The following is an 18694-nucleotide window of genomic DNA, read 5'->3' as shown; positions in this document are numbered from 1 at the left end:
TGACCCCATGACCGAGCTCAACCCGCGTCCGCTGGACGGTATCACCGTCGTCAGCCTGGAACACGCCATCGCCGCGCCGTTCTGCACCCGCCAACTGGCCGACCTCGGTGCGCGCGTGGTGAAAATCGAACGCCCCGGCAGCGGTGACTTCGCCCGTGGCTACGACCAGCGTGTCGACGGCCTGGCGTCGCATTTCGTCTGGACCAACCGTTCCAAGGAAAGCCTGACCCTGGACCTCAAGCAGCAAGCCGCCGACGCGGTCCTGCACGGCCTGCTGGCCAAGGCCGACGTGCTGGTGCAGAACCTGGCACCCGGCGCTGCAGCGCGGATGGGCCTGTCGTTCGAGGCGTTGCACGCGCGTTATCCGCGACTGATCGTCTGCGACATTTCCGGCTACGGCGAAGGCGGCCCCTATGAGAAGAAAAAAGCCTACGACCTGTTGATCCAGAGCGAGGGCGGCTTTCTCTCGGTGACCGGCGGCCCCGGCGAAGACGAGCGGGCCAAGGCCGGCTGCTCGATCGCCGACATCGCCGCCGGCATGTACGCCTACACCGGGGTGCTCTCGGCGTTGATGCTGCGCGACAAGACTGGGGTGGGCAGCCGGATCGACGTGTCGATGCTCGAAAGCCTGGTGGAGTGGATGGGCTATCCGCTGTATTACGCCTACAAGGGTGCGCCACCGCCCGCCCGCGCCGGTGCGGCGCATTCCACGATCTATCCGTACGGACCGTTCCCGACCGGGCACGGCGGGACCATCATGCTCGGCCTGCAGAACGAGCGTGAATGGGCGCTGTTCTGCGACAAGGTGCTGCTGGATGCGTCGCTGGCCGACGACGCGCGCTTTTCCAGCAACTTCGAACGCTCGCGCAACCGCGATGAACTGCGGCAGATCATCGTCGACAGTTTTGCGCAGCTGTCGGTCGAACAGGTGCTGGCCCGTCTGGAAACCGCACAGATCGCCAATGCCCAGGTCAACGACATGGCCGGCGTCTGGCGGCATCCGCAACTCGCCGCACGCGAGCGCTGGCGTGAGGTGGACAGCCCCTCCGGCAGGCTTCCCGCTTTGTTGCCGCCGGCCAGCAACACCGCGTTCGTCCCGCGCATGGACGCGGTGCCCGCGCTGGGACAGCACACGGCGGGAATTCTCGAGGAACTGGGCTACTCCGCCGATCAACGGGCGCAGATGAGCGCCAGCGGCGTGATCTGACGCACCAACCGGCACCTTCGGTATCGCCGCCGCCTGCTGCGGCGTGCCACGACCAACACGGGAATCCGCGCCATGCCGACCTCTCCCCTTCGCTCGGCGCTGTTCGTGCCGGGCAGCCGCCCCGAACGGTTCGCCAAGGCCCTGGCCGCTGGCGCCGACGCGGTGATCGTCGATTTCGAAGACGCCGTGGAAGAAGCACTCAAACCCCACGCGCGTCAGCACCTTGCAGATTTCCTCCGGCACACCGACACGGCGCAGGTCATGGTTCGAGTGAATGCCCCAGGGCATGCCCAGCACGCCAGCGACCTGGCCTTCTGCGCGAACAATCCTGGCGTGGTGGGGGTGGTGCTGCCCAAGACCGAGACCTGCGCGCAACTCGCCACGGCCTGCCAGAGCGGCAAACCGTTGTGGCCCATCATCGAGAGCGCCAAAGGCTTGCTGGCGCTGCAGGCGATCGCCCATGGCCCCGGGGTGCAGCGCCTGTGCTTCGGCAGCCTGGACCTGGCCCTGGATCTGGGCCTGAGCCATGGTACGCCCGCGGCGGAGGCTTTTCTGGATCAGGGCCGCATGAGCGTGCAACTGCACTCGCGGGCCGCCGCCCTGCTACCGCCCCTGGACGGTGTGTTCGCCGCCCTGGACGACACGCCGGGGTTGCAACGCGCCATCGAACACGCGCGCAACCTCGGCTACGGCGGTGCACTGTGCATTCACCCCAGACAGGTGGCGGTCATTCATGCCGCACTGGCGCCCAGCGCGGCCGAGCTCCAATGGGCTCATGCGGTGCTGGCGGCCAGTACGGCTGCGAAAGGTGCGGGGGCTTTCCAGTTCGATGGCCAGATGATCGATGCACCGGTACTGCTGCGTGCCAGACGCCTGGTGGAATCGTCGGGCGGCTAGCCTGCACATTGGCGTTCGCCAGAGCCGAACGCCGGGTTATGCAAATACAGATTTTCGCCACAGGCGCGATTGAGCGACCCTGAAGCTGAAAACACTTCTACGCTGCATCGGGCCGGTTGGCTCGAAACAGCCGCCGAAAATGGATTGTCCTACAACAATAACAAGGTGATCTCGATGTTCAAGCTGACCCAGGCGCTGCTCTGCGCCGCCGCCGTTTCGATGGCAACCCTGGCCCAGGCCGCCGATCCCGTCGTCATCAAGTTCGCCCATGTGGTGGCGGAGAACACCCCCAAGGGCCAAGGCGCACTGCTGTTCCAGAAACTGGTGGCCGGCGACCCCAAGCTCAAGGACAAGGTGAAAGTGGAGGTCTATCCCAACTCCTCGTTGTTCGGCGACGGCAAGGAGATGGAAGCACTGTTGCTGGGCGACGTGCAGATGCTCGCCCCCTCGCTGGCCAAGTTCGAGCACTACACCAAGCAGGTGCAGATCTTCGATCTGCCGTTCCTGTTCGATGACCTGGCTGCGGTCGACCGCTTCCAGCAGGGGCCGCAGGGCAAGGCGCTGTTGACCTCGATGGACGACAAGGGCATTCATGGCCTGGCCTATTGGCACAACGGTCTGAAGCAACTGTCGGCGAACAAGAAGGTGATCCTGCCCAAGGACGCCCGCGGACTGAAATTCCGTGTGCAAGCCTCCAGCGTACTCGAGGAGCAGTTCAAGGCGATCCGCGCCAACCCGCGCAAGATGAGTTTCGCCGAGGTCTACCAGGGCCTGCAGACCGGCACCGTGAATGGCACCGAGAACACCTGGTCGAACTACGAAAGCCAGAAGGTCCATGAGGTCCAGCCGTTCTTCACCGAGACCAACCATGGCCTGATCGACTACATGGTGATCACCAACTCCAAGTTCTGGAACGGCCTGCCCGACGATGTCCGCGGCGAACTGCAAACGCTCATGGACCAGGTCACCGTCGAGGTGAACAAGCAGGCCGAGGCCCTGAACCAGACCGCCCGGCAGAAAATCATCGATGCCAAGACCAGTGAGATCGACCCACTGACGGCCGAGCAACGCGAGCAGTGGCGCGAAGCCATGCGCCCGGTCTGGGACAAATTCTCCGAGCAGATCGGACCCGACCTGATCAAGGCAGCCGAAGCCTCCAACAAGGCCTCGTAAGCGCCTGTCCCGTACCCTGCATCCGCTGGCCAGGGCCAGCGGTGATGGACGCGCGGCTGCCCGGTGGGCGGCGGTCGCTCTCACGACGTTCGGAGAATTCCTATGCAATCGCTCAGGCAAGTCTGGGAGCGTTTCGAAGAAGGCATGATCGCCTTCCTGCTGGCTGCCATGACACTGGTGACGTTCACTTACGTCGCGCTCAACAACCTCTACACGATGTTCTACGTCCTCAGCGACAAATGGGCGTGGAGCAGCGATCTGTTCGCCGGTATCGGTGATCACCTGATGGGTTACGCCCAGGAAATGACCTGGAGCATCGCGCTGACCAAAGCACTGTTCGGCTGGCTGATCTTCTTCGGCATCGCCTATGGCGTGCGTACTGCCGGCCACTTGGGAGTCGACGTGCTGGTCAAGAAAACCAGCAAGCCGGCCCAGCGTGTCCTGGCGATGATCGCCTGCGGCTGCTGCCTGCTGTATGCCGGCCTGTTTTTGGTCGCCAGCATCAAGTGGGTGTCGGCGGTTCTGGTGGCCGGCATCGGTGCCGAGGATCTGGATCGCTACGGCATCGAAGTCGGCCACATCGCGCTGATCGTGCCGATCGGCTTCGCCCTGATCATCGCCCGCTACCTGGAAATCATGTACCGCATCTACAGCCATCGGCAGACCGGGTTGGGCCTGGCCGACGAGGCTGCCGAAGCCAGCAAGCTGGCCCACCCTGGCGAGGAGCAACGCTGATGACCGTTATCTGCCTGTTCCTGCTGCTGTTCGTGTTCATGTTCCTGGGCGTGCCCATCGCCATTTCGCTGGGCCTGTCCGGCGCGGTGTCGATCCTGCTGTTCAGCCAGGACTCTCTGAGCTCGCTGGCGATCAAACTGTTCGAGACCTCGGACAGCTACACCTTTCTGGCGATCCCGTTCTTTCTGCTGTCCGGCGCCTTCATGACCACCGGCGGCGTGGCACAACGGCTGATCGATTTCGCCAACGCCTGCGTGGGCCATATCCGCGGCGGCCTGGCGATCGCTGCGGTGCTGGCGTGCATGCTGTTCGCCGCGCTGTCCGGATCGTCGCCGGCCACCGTTGCAGCGGTCGGTTCGATTGCCGTAGCCGGCATGGTGCGCTCCGGCTATCCACGCGAGTTCGGCGCCGGCATCATCTGCAACGCCGGCACCCTGGGCATTCTCATCCCGCCTTCGATCGTGATGGTGGTGTATTCGGCGGCCACCGAGACCTCGGTGGGCAAGTTGTTCATGGCCGGGGTGATTCCGGGCATCCTGCTCGGCGTGATCTTGATGGTGGTGATCTACATCGTTGCGCGAATCAAGAAACTGCCGGCGCAGCCCAGGGCCACCTTCCGCGAATGGCTGAGCACTGCCCGCCGTGCCTTCTGGGGCCTGCTGTTGCTGGTGATCATCCTCGGCGGCATCTACAGCGGCATGTTCACTCCCACCGAAGCGGCCGCCGTGGCGGCGGTCTACTCGGCGTTCATCGCGCTGTTCGTATACAAGGACATGCGCCTCGCCGAATGCCCGAAGGTGCTCCTCGAATCGGGCCGGCTGACGATCATGTTGTTGTTCATCATCGCCAACGCCATGCTCTTCGCCCACGTGCTGACCACCGAACAGATACCGCAGCAGATCACCAACTGGGTGCTGTCCGAAGGCCTGACGCCACTGGGTTTCCTGATCATGGTCAACATCGTGTTGCTGGTGGCCGGCAGCTTCATGGAGCCTTCGGCGATCATCCTGATCCTGGCGCCGATCTTCTTCCCGATCGCCATGGAGCTGGGCATCGACCCGATTCACCTGGGCATCGTCATGGTGGTCAACATGGAGATCGGCCTGGTCCATCCGCCGGTAGGCCTGAACCTGTTCGTCACCTCGGCCGTCACCGGACTGACCCTGGGCCAGACCATTCGCGCCGCCCTGCCGTGGCTGTCGATCCTGCTGATGTTCCTGCTGCTGGTGACCTACGTGCCCTTCATCTCCCTGGCCCTGCCGAACTGGCTGGGCATGCCGTAGCTACCCGCTGCTGCCGGGCCCTGCAGGGCTCGGTGGCTCAGGATCGAACGCCGAGCAGTGCCTGTTGCAGTTCACGCGAAGCCCCGGACAGCGGCACATGGCCGCGCATGAGGACCTGCGTGCTGCGGCGGTAGGCCGCGCTGTGGATCTGCAGATGCCCAGCGTCCAACGCCGCCACAACCGTGGTGTCCAGGCGCCCGGCCGGGTTTTCGATGCTGACCTGGATGTCCATGAGGGATACACCCGGTGTGGCAATACCCAAGGCCACGCGGTGGGCAGTGGTGCCCGGCAGCAGGCAGGCGGCAGCCAGGCAGCAACCGCCGGATACGGCCATGGAGGCGTGGCCGGTCTGAGGCGTGAAGTAGCGCACCGCGATGTTGCCGCCATCGCGTGGGGCGGCGACGATGCAGATTTTCGGAATGGTTTCGCTGCAGGCCAGTTCGGCGGCGGTCATCAACACGCCATCCTTGCGGCGCAGGCCCATTTTCAATCCGGCCTGGGTCCACAGGGTACGCAGCTTGGCCATGAAGGCTTGATCGGCCGCCAGTGTCGCCACAGGTTCATGGCCGGTCTTGCCCAGGCTGCTCGCCTCCACGATGACCATCGGCACCGCTACATCCACGCAGGACACCTCGATGCCCTCGATGCGGTCGATTACCGCTCCGGTCGGCAGCAGGGCACCGGTCTTGTTGCCCACCGGTGCATGGAGAAACAGATCGACCGCCGGATACTCACCCATCACGCCGGGAATCGCCGTTTCGGTGAAACGTCCTTGCGCATCACGCTGCATGCGCGCCGAGGTGATCACGCCGGTGTTGGTATTGCGAATGTCGACTTCGCAGAGGCCACTGGCCGATGCTTCGAGCAGCTCCATGTCCAGCGCCCACAGCAGCAGCGCACTGGACATGTTGCCGCAGTTGACGCTCCAGTCGATCTGCGCATGATCGCTGGCCAGCTGCGCCAGGGTGCTGATCAAACGGACACCGTCGCCGACGCGCTCGGTGTTCATCACGAAGACCTTGTTGCTGGTCGCCGGGCCACGGCCCAGGCCGGTGATCTGCCGATTGCCGGCATAGCTGCCCACGGCCGGCACACCCATCAATTGGCGCAGCAGCTGCTCGCGCAGCACGCTGTCGGCAGGCAGCAACGGCTCCCACAGGACAACGCCAGTCGACGTACCGCCACGCATGTAGTGCGCGGGGATTTCCACTGAGCCAAGGCGGCATCGCGACTGCCAGCCGGGTTGCAGATCTGCCTTGGTGGCAACGAATCGGTTCATCGACAACTCCTGCGAAGGCCTGCGCTACGACGCGCGGCTCAAGGGCTCATCAGCTCCCGGACCCTGGCAGCCAGGGTATCCATGGCAAACGGTTTGGTCAGCACCTGCATGTCCGGACCCAGATAGCCGTTGCCGATCGCTGCGTTTTCAGCGTAGCCCGTGATGAACAGCACCTTGAGGTCGGAGCGCACCTCACGCCCGGCATCGGCCATCTGCCGGCCGTTCATGCCGCCTGGCAAACCGACGTCGGTGATCAGCAGGTCGATGCGCACATCCGACTGCAGGACCTTGAGCCCGGCGAGGCTGTCCGCCGCCTCGATCAGGGTATAGCCCAGATCGCCGAGCACATCGATCAGCAGCATGCGCACCGTCGGTTCGTCGTCGACGACCAGGATGGTTTCTCCGGCATGGGCCGCGGCAGCCAGCGACTCGCGGGTTTCCGGCAGTTCGTCATCGACCTCGCCATAATAGCGTGGCAGGTAGATGCGCATGGTGGTGCCCTGCCCCAGCTCGGAATAGATCCGCACCTGGCCACCCGACTGCTTGGCGAAGCCATAGATCATCGACAGGCCCAGGCCTGTGCCCTGGCCGATGGGCTTGGTGGTGAAAAACGGATCGAACGCCTTGGCGATGATATCCGGCGACATACCGGTGCCGGTGTCGGTGACGCTGACCGACAGGTATTGCCCTTCGGGAATGTCATGGGTACGGGCCGCCTCCCGGTCCATCCAGCGGTTGGCCGTCTCGATGGTGATCTGACCGCCATCGGGCATGGCATCGCGGGCGTTGATGCACAGGTTCAGCAACGCGTTTTCCAACTGGCTGACATCGACCAGGGTCGGCCACAGGTTGATGGCGCCGACCGTCTCCACGCGAATACTGGGGCCTACCGTGCGCTGGATCAGCTCGGTCATGCCTTCCATCAGCACGTTGACGTCGGTGGGTCGCGGGTCGAGCGTCTGTCGCCGGGAAAATGCCAGCAAACGGTGGGTCAGCGCCGCCGCGCGCTTGGTGGCGCCTTGGGCAGTGCTGATGTACTTGTCGGTTTCCATCCAACGGCCTTGGGCAATGCGCGTGCTCATCAGCTCCAGGGCGCCGGAAATGCCCGCCAGCAGGTTGTTGAAATCATGGGCCAGACCACCGGTGAGCTGGCCGACCGCTTCCATTTTCTGCGACTGGCGCAGTTTTTCTTCGGCCTGGATCAGCTTGACCGTGCGTTCGGTGACTCGCTGCTCCAGCGTATCGTTGAGCGCGCGCAAGGCGGACAGGGCCCGATCGCGCTCGGCCTCGACCGAGCGGCGCGCCTCGACGTCGATCAGCACGCCTGGAAAACGCAGTGGCTGGCCTTGCGCATCGTTCTCGACGCGACCGTTGGCTTCGATCCAGTAGTAGTGGCCGTCGGCCCGGCGCACGCGATACTGATGGGAATAACTGCCACCGCGCTGGATCACTTCATCGATGGCGGCAGCCAAGCCCTCCTGGTCATCGGGATGCACAGTGGCCACGATCGTCTCGAGGCTCAGGCCTTCGCGGCCCAGTTTCGGGTCCAGCCCGAACGCCGCCGCAAACCCCTCATCGACCGCAAAACGATCGGTTGGCAGATGCCAGTGCCACGTCCCGATGATGGCCCCGGCCGCCAGTGCCAGCTGGACGCGCTCGATGTTTTCCCGGGCCACGGCCTCGCTGGCGCGCAGTCGCTCCTCGGCATTACGCCGCTCGGTAACGTCGCTGAAGATGATGGCAATGATGCGCTCGTCGCTGGAACCGAACTTCACCGCCCGCACATCGAACCAGCGCTTGAACGCTTCGGCGTAGTTCTCGAACGTCGCGGGCTCGCCGGTCTTGGCCACATGGCCATAGGTGTCGAACCAGAACTGTTCCAGGTCCGGGGCGAATTCGGTCACCCAACGCCCACGCAGGTTGACCCCGGCCTGGCGCTCGAAGGCCGGATTGGCTTCCAGGAACCGGTAATCGACCGGCAGATCCTGCTCGTCGAACTTGACCTCGACGATGGCAAAGGCCGATTCGATGTTTTCAAGAATCTTGCGGAAGCGCTCTTCGCTTTCGCGCAGCGCGCTTTCGGCAGCGCGTGTGCGGGTCAGGTCGAGCATCGCACCGATCATGCGCACCGCCTGGCCTTCGGCATTGCGGATCACATGGCCGCGGTCGAGCACTTCGGCATAGCTGCCATCGTGCCGCTGGAAACGGTATTCACCGGACCAAGCCGACAGCGTGCCGTCTATCACTGCATGGATGGAAGTGTCGACGCGGGTGCGGTCTTCTGGGTGGATGTGCTCGATCCACCATTCGCCAGTGCCTTCCACTGAAGCCAGAGGATGCCCATAGGCCTGTTCCAGCGCCTCGTTCCACACCACATGGTTGCGGCTCAGGTCCCAATCCCAGATCGCGTCGTTGGTGGCCTTGACGGCCAGGCGGTAACGCTCCTGGGTTTCCTTGAAGCTTTCGAGGGCCGCTCGTTCACGGGCATCACTCGTGGCCTGCGATAGACCTTCAGCGTCATCGCCTGCGAGCTCTGGATGTGGAACCGACGCTTGCAGCTGCTCCAGGGCGGCACGGGTCCGTGCGTCGCCCGGATCGAAGCCTGCTTCTTGCAATACCCGGCGCAGACGCTCGACCTGAGAAGCAGTTGCCACGTTTGTCGTGTGATTCAGAACGCCTCCAACTACCCTATCAAGGTGATATCAATGGTTGCATCGCTATGCCTTATAGGCAGTGGCCTGACCGCACAGTTCCAGACGCAAGCGGTGCCAGAAGGCCAAGGTAGCGACCACAGGCGTTTCGCCACGCAATGTTCGAGGTGCCGTCAATAGAAGCGATCAACGGGATCGATGCACAGTATATTGTGGGTAGAGAGAGGATGGGACGAGAATGCTGGTTCAAGTGACCGGTTAATGGCAGGGGCGGCTGGATTCGAACCAACGCATGGCAGGATCAAAACCTGCTGCCTTACCGCTTGGCGACGCCCCTGTATCCGGTGCAAGAAGTGCCAATTGCTGGCCTCTGCATGAACGAGCGGGAATTTATCAGGTTTCTTTTCCACAGGAAACCCCATGCGTAACAAATATTCTTGAAAAACAGCTGGTTGCTACTCGACGGTACTGCAACGGGTCCGGAACGGTACGGGGATGAACTGTACCGGCCCGGGCCAAGTCCTATCTTCACCACATACTTCCCACGCCAGGCACGGGTGTTCAAGCACCGTGAAGGCACATCTCCAAGCCCATCAGGAGGCGCACTGCATGAGCCCTACCCCCTACGTTCCGCCCAAGGTCTGGAAAAACGACGCAGACTCCGGCGGCCAGTTTTCCAAGACCAATCGCCCCACTGCCGGGGCCACCCACGAACAGCCATTGCCGGTGGGCAAGCACCCGCTGCAGCTCTATTCACTGGCGACGCCCAATGGTGTGAAGGTCAGCATCATGCTCGAGGAGCTGTTGGAACTGGGCCACGCCGAGGCTGAATACGATGCCTGGCCGATTCGCATCGGCGATGGCGATCAGTTCTCCAGTGGTTTCGTGGAAATCAATCCGAACTCGAAAATTCCCGCGCTGCTGGACCGCAGCGAAGGCGCAAGCGTGCGGGTGTTCGAGTCGGGATCGATCCTGTTGTATCTGGCGGAGAAATTTGGGGAGTTCCTGCCGGCGGACCCCGTCGCCCGTACCGAAACCATGAACTGGCTGTTCTGGCAGATGGGCGCGGCGCCTTACCTGGGCGGCGGCTTCGGGCATTTCTACGCCTATGCACCGGAGAAGCTGGAATACCCGATCAATCGCTTCACCATGGAAGCCAAGCGCCAGCTCGATGTACTGGACAAGCAATTGGCCCAGACCCGTTATGTGGCCGGTGCCGACTACACCATTGCCGACATCGCCATCTGGCCCTGGTACGGGCAACTGGTGCGCGGCAATCTGTATGACGCCGCGCAGTTTCTGTCGGTCGAGGAGTACCCTCACTTACAGCGCTGGGCCGAAGACATCGCACAACGCGCTGCCGTGCAGCGCGGCCAGCGGGTCAACCGCACCTGGGGCGATGAAGCGACCCAAGTGCCGGAACGGCATAGCGCTGCGGATTTCAAATAACCCCGAGCTTGCCCCTGGGCATGCATCCCCCTGCGGCTTGCGCGCTCCCTGTAGCAGCGGCGCAAGCCGCGTCATGCCTCGCCAGTGACCTGTAGGAGCGGTCAGCGGCCGCGAAAAGGGCACCGCGCACTGCCTGATCCACCGCGCTGTCCGGTTCGCGGTCACAGACCGCTCCTACAGATCGCCGACAGCCCTGCGCCGCATCACGCCTTGTGCAGGGCACCGGCGTGGTGGAGCGCCGAATGCCCGGTCTTGTCGCTCTTCACCTCGTACTGCGGTTCGTCCCTGGACGCCGGGCGGTGCTTGCCCATGAATTCCACATCCTTGACGTGGACCTTGGTCACCTTGCCGTGGATCTCGCCCGCTTCGGAATTCCAGCGCACCGCATCGCCTACCTTGAATGCATTGCTCATCTGCTCGCCCCTGTTGTGATTGAACACGCGTCAGACAAGTGAGTACGGCCTGCGCCGTTGATTCCAATCAGCTGCCGTTTCATTGGCCGGACGGTACCGCACGCAAGGTGAACTCGGTGATCTCGGACGGCACGCCCAGGCGGATCGGAAAGCCGTTCCACAACCCGCTGCCGTTGCTGACGTACAACTGCAGGCCGGCGCGGCGATACAAACCCGAGACGAACCCTTCGTTGGCCCTGGCCACTACCTGGTCGAAGCCGCGAATCATCCCGCCGTGGGTGTGCCCGGAAAGCTGCAGGTCGACCCCGGCAGCGATCGCCTCATCGATCCCCGCAGGTCGGTGGTTGAGCAAGACGATCGGTGCCCCGGCCGGTGCGCCGCGCAGGGCCAGCTCCAGGTCCGGCGCACTGCCGCCGTACTGGGTGGCGACCTTGTCGGTGATACCGGCGATGACCAACTGCCCGCGCGCGTCGCCAACCACTTCATGCTGGTTGATCAGGCTGTGCATGCCGGCTTCGCGGAATCTGGCCATCCAGCCTTCGTTGCCAAAATAGTATTCGTGGTTGCCGGGGATGGCGATCACGCCATTGCGGGCGCGCAGTTGCGCCAAAGGCCGCACATCGGTGGCCCGCGCCTGCAAGGTCCCATCGATGAGGTCGCCGGTGATCACCACCAGATCAGGCGACAGCGCGTTGCTGCGCTTGACCACTTCTTCCACCCAGGGCTCGGGAAACAGCACGCTGATGTGCAGGTCGGACAACTGCACCAGCCGGAAGCCGTCCATCGACGCGGCAAGCCCGGGAATCTCCAGCTCCAGCTGACGCACCTCCGGCACGCGGGTGGCCTGGGCCACGCCGAAACCCGAGACTGCTACCGCCAGGGCCGCGACTCCGCAGCGCCACTTTACCAGGGCTTCACGCGACGGGCGATGGCGCCGGACCAGACGGGTGAACAGGATGCCAAGGTCCAGCACCAGCACGAACACGAACAACAGGGCAAACGCGGTGAAGGCCCACCCGGCGCCATAGGCGACCGCGTACGGCACTTCGGGCGAGTACATCGTCCCGGTGAAGGCGAGGATCAGCATGTGGTACTTGGACGCGGCCAGCAGTGCCAGGCCGATCAGCACGCGCCAGCCAGGGCCCAGGGGCAGCGGGTAGACGAAACGCAGCGCTACATACAGAAAGGCGACAGTCGCATAGATATGAAACACGGCTATTCCTCATGGTCAGTGGCACTCTGACAGCTGGCCGCTTCGATGGTTGGTCGGCGAAGTTGCTACAGAACATGTAGGGGCGGTCTGTGGCCGCGAAATGAGCGCCGCGGTACGGCAGATAATACGCAGGGCGCCCTTCGCGGCCGATGACCGCTCCCACAGGGGATCGGGTACCCGATCAACTGTCCGGAAATGGAATGGACAACAACCACTCGCGGAAGGCTACCAGCGACGGCAGCTGCTGGTTGTGCGTCGGGTACGCCAGGTAGTAGCCGCGCCCGCTTTCCATGGGTTCGAACAAGGTCACCAACTCACCCTGGGCGATCTCGTCCTGCACCAGGATGCGCGGCACCAGCCCGATCCCGATGCCGGCGATGACGGCCTGAATCAGATGCGCGGTGTGCTCGAAGCTCGGCCCCAGACGCATGCTCGGCGACCCTGCCAGCCCGACGCTGGCGAACCAGTCCGACCAGGCGTGGGGGCGCGACACTACACCCAGCAACAGCTGCCGAGCGGCGTCCTGCACCGACACGTGCGCATGCCCAGGCAGGGCCCTGGGGCTGGCCACCACCACCAGCTTCTCTGAAAGCAGCCGGTGCGCCATATAGCCCGGCCACTGCCCCGACCCCGCGCAGATGATCGCGCTCATGTCCTGCGCGCCTTCGGACAGGTCCCCACGCACGATTCTCGAATGGATATGCACCAGGCTGCCGGGATGGCGAGCGTAGAAATCGCCCATCCGCGGCATCAGCCATTTGGAAGCGAAGGTCGGCAGCACCGCCAGGTGCAGGGTATCGGCCTCGGCACGGTGCGAAATGGTCTGCAGGGTAGCACCACGAATGCGCGCCAGCGCTCCGGCCAGTTCGTGCTGATACAGCGCGCCCGCCGCCGTCAGCTCGATGTGCCTGCCGTCACGCCTGAACAGCGTCACTTCCAGCAGCGCTTCGAGCGCCTGCACCTGTCGGCTCACTGCACTCTGGGTCAGGGCCAACTCGGCCGCCGCCCGAGTGAAACTGCCGTGGCGGCCGGCCGCTTCGAACGCCAGCAACAACGACATGGAGGGCGTGAGCCGTCTGGGATTCATTCATTGAACTCATGCAAAAACCGAAGGATATACGTTTGCCAGCTCGTCGTGCATTCGCGAAAATACGTCCACACCCCCTGTGTTGCAAGCAACCTGCAGCATGGGCAGGCCTCTCTCTGCAGAGCGACCGCGGTAAGCAGTGCCCACTGCCAGCCCGCATATTTCGAATGCAGACCCTTCAAACCAGCCGGATACCGCCTGCCATGATCGCCGAACTGTCCCGCCAGAAAGCCCCTCTTGCGCCCTACCAGGCACTGCTGCGCCAGCTCGAAGGTGCGGGTTTCCAGGGCGAGATCGTCGACGACTACGCCACCCGCACGGTCCTGGCCACTGACAACTCGATCTATCAGCGCCTGCCCCAGGCGGCGGTGTTCCCCCGGCATGAGGCCGATGTGCAACTGCTCGCGCACCTGGCCAGCCAGCCGGAACATCGCGGCGTTGTGCTGACCCCGCGCGGCGGCGGTACTGGCACCAACGGCCAGTCGCTGACCGATGGCCTGGTGGTGGATCTCTCCCGGCACATGAACCAGGTGCTGGAGATCAACGTCGAGCAGCGCTGGGTGCGGGTGCAGAGCGGCGTGGTCAAGGACCAGCTCAATGCGGCCCTGAAACCCCACGGCCTGTTCTTCGCACCGGAGCTGTCGACCTCGAATCGCGCGACCATTGGCGGCATGATCAACACCGACGCCAGCGGCCAGGGCAGCTGCACCTACGGCAAGACCCGTGACCACGTGCTGGAACTGACCACCCTGTTGCTGGGTGGCGAGCGCCTGCACAGCCTTACCCTCGATGCCGCGCAATTGCAGGCCAATCGGGATGGCGACGGGCGGATCGCCGAAGTCTACCGCTGCGCATCGACCATCGCCGACGAGCAGGCCGAGTTGATCGACACGGTGTTTCCCAAGCTCAACCGCTGCCTCACCGGCTACGACCTGGCCCACCTGCGCGAGGCCGACGGGCGTTTCAACCTGAACAGCGTGCTGTGCGGTTCGGAAGGCTCGCTGGGCTTCATCGTCGAGGCCAAGTTGAACGTGCTGCCGATCCCCAAGCATTCGATCCTGGTGAACGTGCGCTACGCCGGCTTCATGGACGCGCTGAACGATGCCAACGCATTGATGGCGCACCAGCCGCTGTCGATCGAAACCGTCGACTCCAAAGTCCTCTTGCTGGCGATGAACGACATCGTCTGGCATGGCGTGGCCGAATACTTCCCCACCGACGTGCAGGCGCCGACCCTGGGCATCAACCTGGTGGAATTCAGCGGCGACGACCTGGACGTGGTCGAGCAGCGTGTCGAGCAGTTCATCGCCCACCTGCAACAGGACGCCACGGTACGGCGCCTGGGGCACACCCTGGCGGTCGGCGCGCTGGCGGTGGGTCGCGTGTATGCCATGCGCAAGCGAGCGGTCGGCCTGCTCGGCAATGTCCAGGGCGAGGCCCGGCCGCAGCCGTTCGTCGAGGACACCGCAGTCCCGCCGCACAACCTGGCGGCCTACATCGGCGAATTTCGCGCGTTGCTAGACAGTCACGGCCTGCAATACGGCATGTTCGGCCATGTCGATGCCGGGGTGCTGCACGTGCGGCCGATCCTGGACATGAAGGATCCGCGCCAGGCGGCCCTGATCCGGCCCATTTCCGATCAGGTCGCGGCCCTCACGCAGCGCCACGGCGGCTTGCTCTGGGGCGAGCACGGCAAAGGCCTGCGCTCGCAATACGTGCCCGAGTATTTCGGCGAGCTGTACCCTGCCCTGCAGGCGCTCAAGGCCGCCTTTGACCCGTTCAACCAGCTCAACCCCGGCAAGATCGCCACGCCGGCCAGCGTCGCCAGTGCGCGCCTGACCCAGGTCGACGAGGTGACCCTGCGCGGCGAGCTGGATCGCCGCATCGACGAACGCGTCTGGCGCAGCTACGACAGTGCGTTGCACTGCAACGGCAACGGTGCCTGCTACAACTTCGATCCGAACGACGCCATGTGCCCGTCATGGAAAGCCACACGCAACCGCATTCATTCGCCCAAGGGACGTGCCTCGCTGATCCGCGAATGGCTGCGCCTGCAGGGCCTGCACGGCGCCAACGTATTGCACACCGCCAGCGGCAGCCTGTTCGAACGTGCCCGCAACAGCCTGGCTCGGCGAATGGGCCGCGAAGACTTTTCCCATGAGGTCTACGACGCCATGGCCGGTTGCCTGGCTTGCAAGTCGTGCGCAGGACAGTGCCCGGTCAAGGTCAACGTGCCGGAATTCCGCTCGCGCTTTCTGCAGCTCTACCATGGCCGCTACCTACGGCCGCTGAAGGACTACCTGATAGGTTCGCTGGAATTCAGCATTCCGTATTTGGCACGCTTTCCAAGGGCCTACAACGCGGTCATGTCGTTCTCGCCGGTGCGTCATGCGCTGCAACACGTGGCCGGCATGGTCGACAGCCCTTTGCTCAGCCTGGTCGATTTCCAGGCTCACTGCCGGGACTGGAACGTACGCCCGGCGAGCGCCGAGCAGCTCGCCCGGCTGACCACCGAGCAGCGTCAGCGCAGCGTGGTCCTGGTGCAGGATGCCTTCACCCGTTACTTCGACACACCGGTCATGGCCGACTGGCTCGAACTGATCGCACGACTGGGTTTTGACATCTACCTGGCGCCCTTCGCGGCCAACGGCAAGCCGCTGCAGGTGCAGGGATTTCTCGGTGCTTTCGACAAGGCCGCGCGGCACAACGCGCAATCACTGCGCCAATTGCAGGCCAGCGGTGTCGCCCTGGTCGGCCTGGACCCGGCCATGACCCTGGTCTATCGCCAGGAGTACGCCAAGACCCTGGGCCAGGACCACGCCCCTACCGTACTGCTGCCCCAGGAGTGGCTCGCCCAGGTGCTGCCACAGACCGACCGGCCCGGCACCGCTGGGGTCTACCAGCTGTTGCCGCACTGCACCGAAAAGACCAACGAGCCCGGCAGCATCACCCATTGGCAACAGGTGTTCAGCCGTCTGGGCGCGACCCTGCAGGTGCTGGCGAGTGGCTGTTGCGGCATGTCCGGTACCTACGGCCATGAAGCACGCAATGTCGCCACCTCCAAGGTCATCTACGGGCAGTCCTGGCAGCCATTGCTGGCCCGTTATCATGACGCTGGCAATCTGCTTGCCGACGGTTACTCCTGCCGCAGCCAGGTCAAGCGCGAAGAAGGCCACACGGTTCGTCACCCGCTGCAGGCGTTGCTCGAACACGTGAGAAAAAACACCGTTTGAAAGCGCTGGCGAGCCTGACGCTTGTGGCTATGCTCCGGTAGACTAGCGGTCCGATTGACCCCGCATGCTCGCTTGCGAAAACAGGAATTTCACGAATGTCGGTTCAGGCTCGCAACAATGTGGTGGTCAGGGGCCAAGGTCCGTTGACGCTGGTGTTCGCCCATGGTTTTGGCTGCGACCAGAACATGTGGCGGCTGGTCGAGCCGATGTTTGCCAGGCATTACCGGACCGTGTTGTTCGACATGGTCGGCTGCGGCAATTCGGATGTCGGCGCCTATGACATCGACAAGTACTCGACACTGGAAGGCTACGCCGACGACATCGTCGAGATCATCCAGGAGTTCGGCGAGGGCCCGGTGGTGTTCATCGGTCACTCGGTCGGCGCGATGGCCGGCGCCATGGCCGCCAGGCGCAGCCCCGGACTGATCGGCGCCCATGCCATGGTTGGCCCATCGCCCTGCTACATTACCGATGCGGACTACCCCGGCGGCTTCAGCCGCGACGATATCGATGCCCTGCTCGCGACCCTTGAAAGCAACTACCTGGGCTGGTCCAGTGCCATGGCGCCGAGCATCATGGGCAATCCCGAACATCCGGAACTGGGCGTCGAGCTGACCAACAGTTTCTGTCAGACCGACCCGGACATCGCCAAGCGTTTTGCCCGCGTCACCTTCCTCACCGATAGCCGTGCGGACGTGCGCGAGCTGCGCGAGCCGGTGCTGGTGATCCAGTCTTCGGACGACTTCATTGCGCCCAAGGCCGTTGGCCAATACCTGACCGAAGCTATCACCGACTGCCGCATGGTGGTCATCGAGAACGAGGGCCACTGCCCGCACCTGAGCCAGCCCGCAGCCTGCATCGACGCCATCCAGACGTTCCTGACCCAGACCTGCGGCCGCCTGCACGCATGACCGCCGAGCCCGACGCCGAGGCGCTCTACCAGCAAGCGCCATGCGCCCTGCTGCTGACTAACGACAAGGGCCTGATCCTTCAGGTCAACCAGACCTTCTGCCACTGGCTGGGCTACACCCGCGAACAGCTGATCGGGGTGCGCAAGCTGCAGGAGCTGCTCACCGTGGGCGGCCGCATCTTCTATCAAACGCACTGGATGCCGTTGCTGGTAATGCAGCGCTCGATTGCCGAGGTCAAGCTGGACTTTCTGACGGCCGATGGCAAAGTCTCGCCGATGGTGCTCAATGCCGGTCGCCGCGATCACCAGGGCCAGGTGTTCGACGAGATATCGGCATTCATCGTCGCCGACCGAATCCGTTTCGAACAGGAACTGCTGCAGGCCAAGCGTCAGGCCGAAGACGCGCTGCAGCGGCATGTGGTGCTCGAGCACGAACTCAATCGGCAACGGGAACTGGCGGTCGACCGCGCACTGTTCGCCGAGCAGATGATCGGCATCGTCAGCCACGATCTGCGCAACCCGCTGCAGGTCGTGTCCATGGCCGCGCAGTATTTGCGTTCTCTGGACATGACCGAGCGCCAGAGCACCATGCTTGGCCATATAAGCGATGCGACTGCTCGGTCGCAGCGCCTGATCAACGATCTTCTCGACTTCACCCAGGCTCGCATCGGCCAAGGCCTGGCCGTCAGCCGTGCGCCGGTGCAGCTGGACCGTGCCATTGCCGCCGCCGTGGATTCACTGCGCCTGCTCTACCCGCAACGGACGATCGTCTTCAGCGCCAGCGACGAAGCGCTGTTCTGCCAGGCCGATGCAGACCGTCTGGCACAGCTGCTGGGCAATCTGGTGTCCAATGCCATGACCTATGGCGATGGCACCACTCCGATCGAGGTGCGAGTCGCGGCAGCCCAGGGCGCGGTCGAAATCACCGTACACAATCAGGGCAAAGCGATCGACGAAGCGCAGTTGAGCTCGATCTTCTCGCCCATGACGCGGGGCTCCGAAGCGGGTCGCGAAGTCCGTAGCGTGGGCCTTGGCCTGTTCATCGTCAGCGAGATCGCCAAGGCCCACGGCGGCATAGTCGAGGTGGTTTCCAGCGCCGAGGCCGGCACTACCTTCACCACCCGGTTTCCCGCCTACGCGTCAGCCGGCCATTGACCAAAGGCC

14 protein-coding genes and 1 tRNA gene are annotated in these 18694 nt (G+C 63.9%); 9 read left to right on the top strand and 6 right to left on the bottom strand.

From position 1 onward, the window contains the following. The first annotated feature begins 7 nt into the window (after positions 1–7). The 5 genes from IFT44_RS08310 (at position 8) to dctM (ending at position 5295) form a co-directional block, all read left to right on the top strand. On the top strand, positions 8–1207 hold the full coding sequence (locus IFT44_RS08310) for a CaiB/BaiF CoA transferase family protein (RefSeq protein WP_192136519.1): 1200 nt from the start codon (positions 8–10) through the stop codon (positions 1205–1207). Positions 1208–1279: 72 nt separating this feature from the next. Further along, positions 1280–2104: an HpcH/HpaI aldolase/citrate lyase family protein gene (locus IFT44_RS08305; protein ID WP_192103747.1), complete on the top strand. Its 825-nt coding sequence runs from the start codon at positions 1280–1282 to the stop codon at positions 2102–2104. 174 nt (positions 2105–2278) lie between these two features. Then, positions 2279–3277 carry a TRAP transporter substrate-binding protein gene (locus IFT44_RS08300; RefSeq protein WP_192175729.1) on the top strand — a complete coding sequence of 333 codons (999 nt, stop codon included), beginning with the start codon at positions 2279–2281 and terminating at the stop codon, positions 3275–3277. 102 nt (positions 3278–3379) lie between these two features. Continuing rightward, on the top strand, positions 3380–4012 hold the full coding sequence (locus tag IFT44_RS08295) for a TRAP transporter small permease (protein ID WP_185793792.1): 633 nt from the start codon (positions 3380–3382) through the stop codon (positions 4010–4012). Continuing rightward, a complete protein-coding gene (dctM, locus tag IFT44_RS08290; protein ID WP_122479017.1) occupies positions 4012–5295 on the top strand; it encodes a C4-dicarboxylate TRAP transporter large permease protein DctM in 1284 nt (427 codons plus the stop codon). The genes IFT44_RS08295 and dctM overlap by 1 nt, the downstream gene beginning before the upstream one ends. A 37-nt stretch (positions 5296–5332) precedes the next feature. On the opposite strand, the gene IFT44_RS08285 is transcribed toward dctM, so the two are convergent. From IFT44_RS08285 to IFT44_RS08275, 3 genes are all read right to left on the bottom strand, one after another. Then, positions 5333–6574 (bottom strand): PrpF domain-containing protein, encoded by a 1242-nt coding sequence (locus tag IFT44_RS08285; protein WP_192175728.1) that lies wholly within the window; start codon positions 6572–6574, stop codon positions 5333–5335. Positions 6575–6612: 38 nt separating this feature from the next. Beyond that, positions 6613–9228, bottom strand: coding sequence for a PAS domain-containing protein (locus IFT44_RS08280; protein WP_342214275.1), 2616 nt, complete (start codon positions 9226–9228; stop codon positions 6613–6615). A gap of 259 nt (positions 9229–9487) precedes the next feature. Further along, a tRNA-Gln gene (locus IFT44_RS08275) sits at positions 9488–9562 on the bottom strand. A 272-nt stretch (positions 9563–9834) separates the two neighbouring features. Here IFT44_RS08275 and yghU point away from each other — a divergent pair. Next, the gene (gene yghU, locus IFT44_RS08270; RefSeq protein ID WP_192175727.1) at positions 9835–10674 is read left to right on the top strand and encodes a glutathione-dependent disulfide-bond oxidoreductase; all 840 of its coding nucleotides are present in this window, start codon (positions 9835–9837) and stop codon (positions 10672–10674) included. A 203-nt stretch (positions 10675–10877) separates the two neighbouring features. Here yghU and IFT44_RS08265 read toward each other — a convergent pair whose 3' ends face one another. The 3 genes from IFT44_RS08265 to IFT44_RS08255 all read right to left on the bottom strand — a co-directional run bounded on the left by IFT44_RS08265 (position 10878) and on the right by IFT44_RS08255 (position 13387). Then, positions 10878–11087 carry a DUF2945 domain-containing protein gene (locus IFT44_RS08265; RefSeq protein WP_192136517.1) on the bottom strand — a complete coding sequence of 70 codons (210 nt, stop codon included), beginning with the start codon at positions 11085–11087 and terminating at the stop codon, positions 10878–10880. A gap of 79 nt (positions 11088–11166) precedes the next feature. Further along, positions 11167–12300, bottom strand: coding sequence for a metallophosphoesterase (locus IFT44_RS08260; RefSeq protein ID WP_192175726.1), 1134 nt, complete (start codon positions 12298–12300; stop codon positions 11167–11169). Between the two features lie 181 nt (positions 12301–12481). After that, a complete protein-coding gene (locus tag IFT44_RS08255) occupies positions 12482–13387 on the bottom strand; it encodes a LysR substrate-binding domain-containing protein (protein ID WP_192054026.1) in 906 nt (301 codons plus the stop codon). A 203-nt stretch (positions 13388–13590) separates the two neighbouring features. Between IFT44_RS08255 and ydiJ the strand changes: the two genes are divergently transcribed. The 3 genes from ydiJ (at position 13591) to IFT44_RS08240 (ending at position 18685) form a co-directional block, all read left to right on the top strand. Further along, positions 13591–16620, top strand: coding sequence for a D-2-hydroxyglutarate dehydrogenase YdiJ (gene ydiJ / locus IFT44_RS08250; RefSeq protein WP_192175725.1), 3030 nt, complete (start codon positions 13591–13593; stop codon positions 16618–16620). Positions 16621–16715: 95 nt separating this feature from the next. Next, complete coding sequence (locus IFT44_RS08245) at positions 16716–17531, top strand: alpha/beta fold hydrolase (protein ID WP_192175724.1); 816 nt, start codon at positions 16716–16718, stop codon at positions 17529–17531. Next, positions 17528–18685, top strand: coding sequence for a PAS domain-containing sensor histidine kinase (locus IFT44_RS08240; RefSeq protein ID WP_192175723.1), 1158 nt, complete (start codon positions 17528–17530; stop codon positions 18683–18685). The genes IFT44_RS08245 and IFT44_RS08240 overlap by 4 nt, the downstream gene beginning before the upstream one ends. Positions 18686–18694: the final 9 nt, after the last annotated feature.

The sequence above is a fragment of the Pseudomonas sp. CFBP 13710 genome, assembly GCF_014842235.1.
GTDB lineage: Bacteria > Pseudomonadota > Gammaproteobacteria > Pseudomonadales > Pseudomonadaceae > Aquipseudomonas > Aquipseudomonas baltica.
This window is presented reverse-complemented; position numbering and strand designations above follow the sequence as displayed.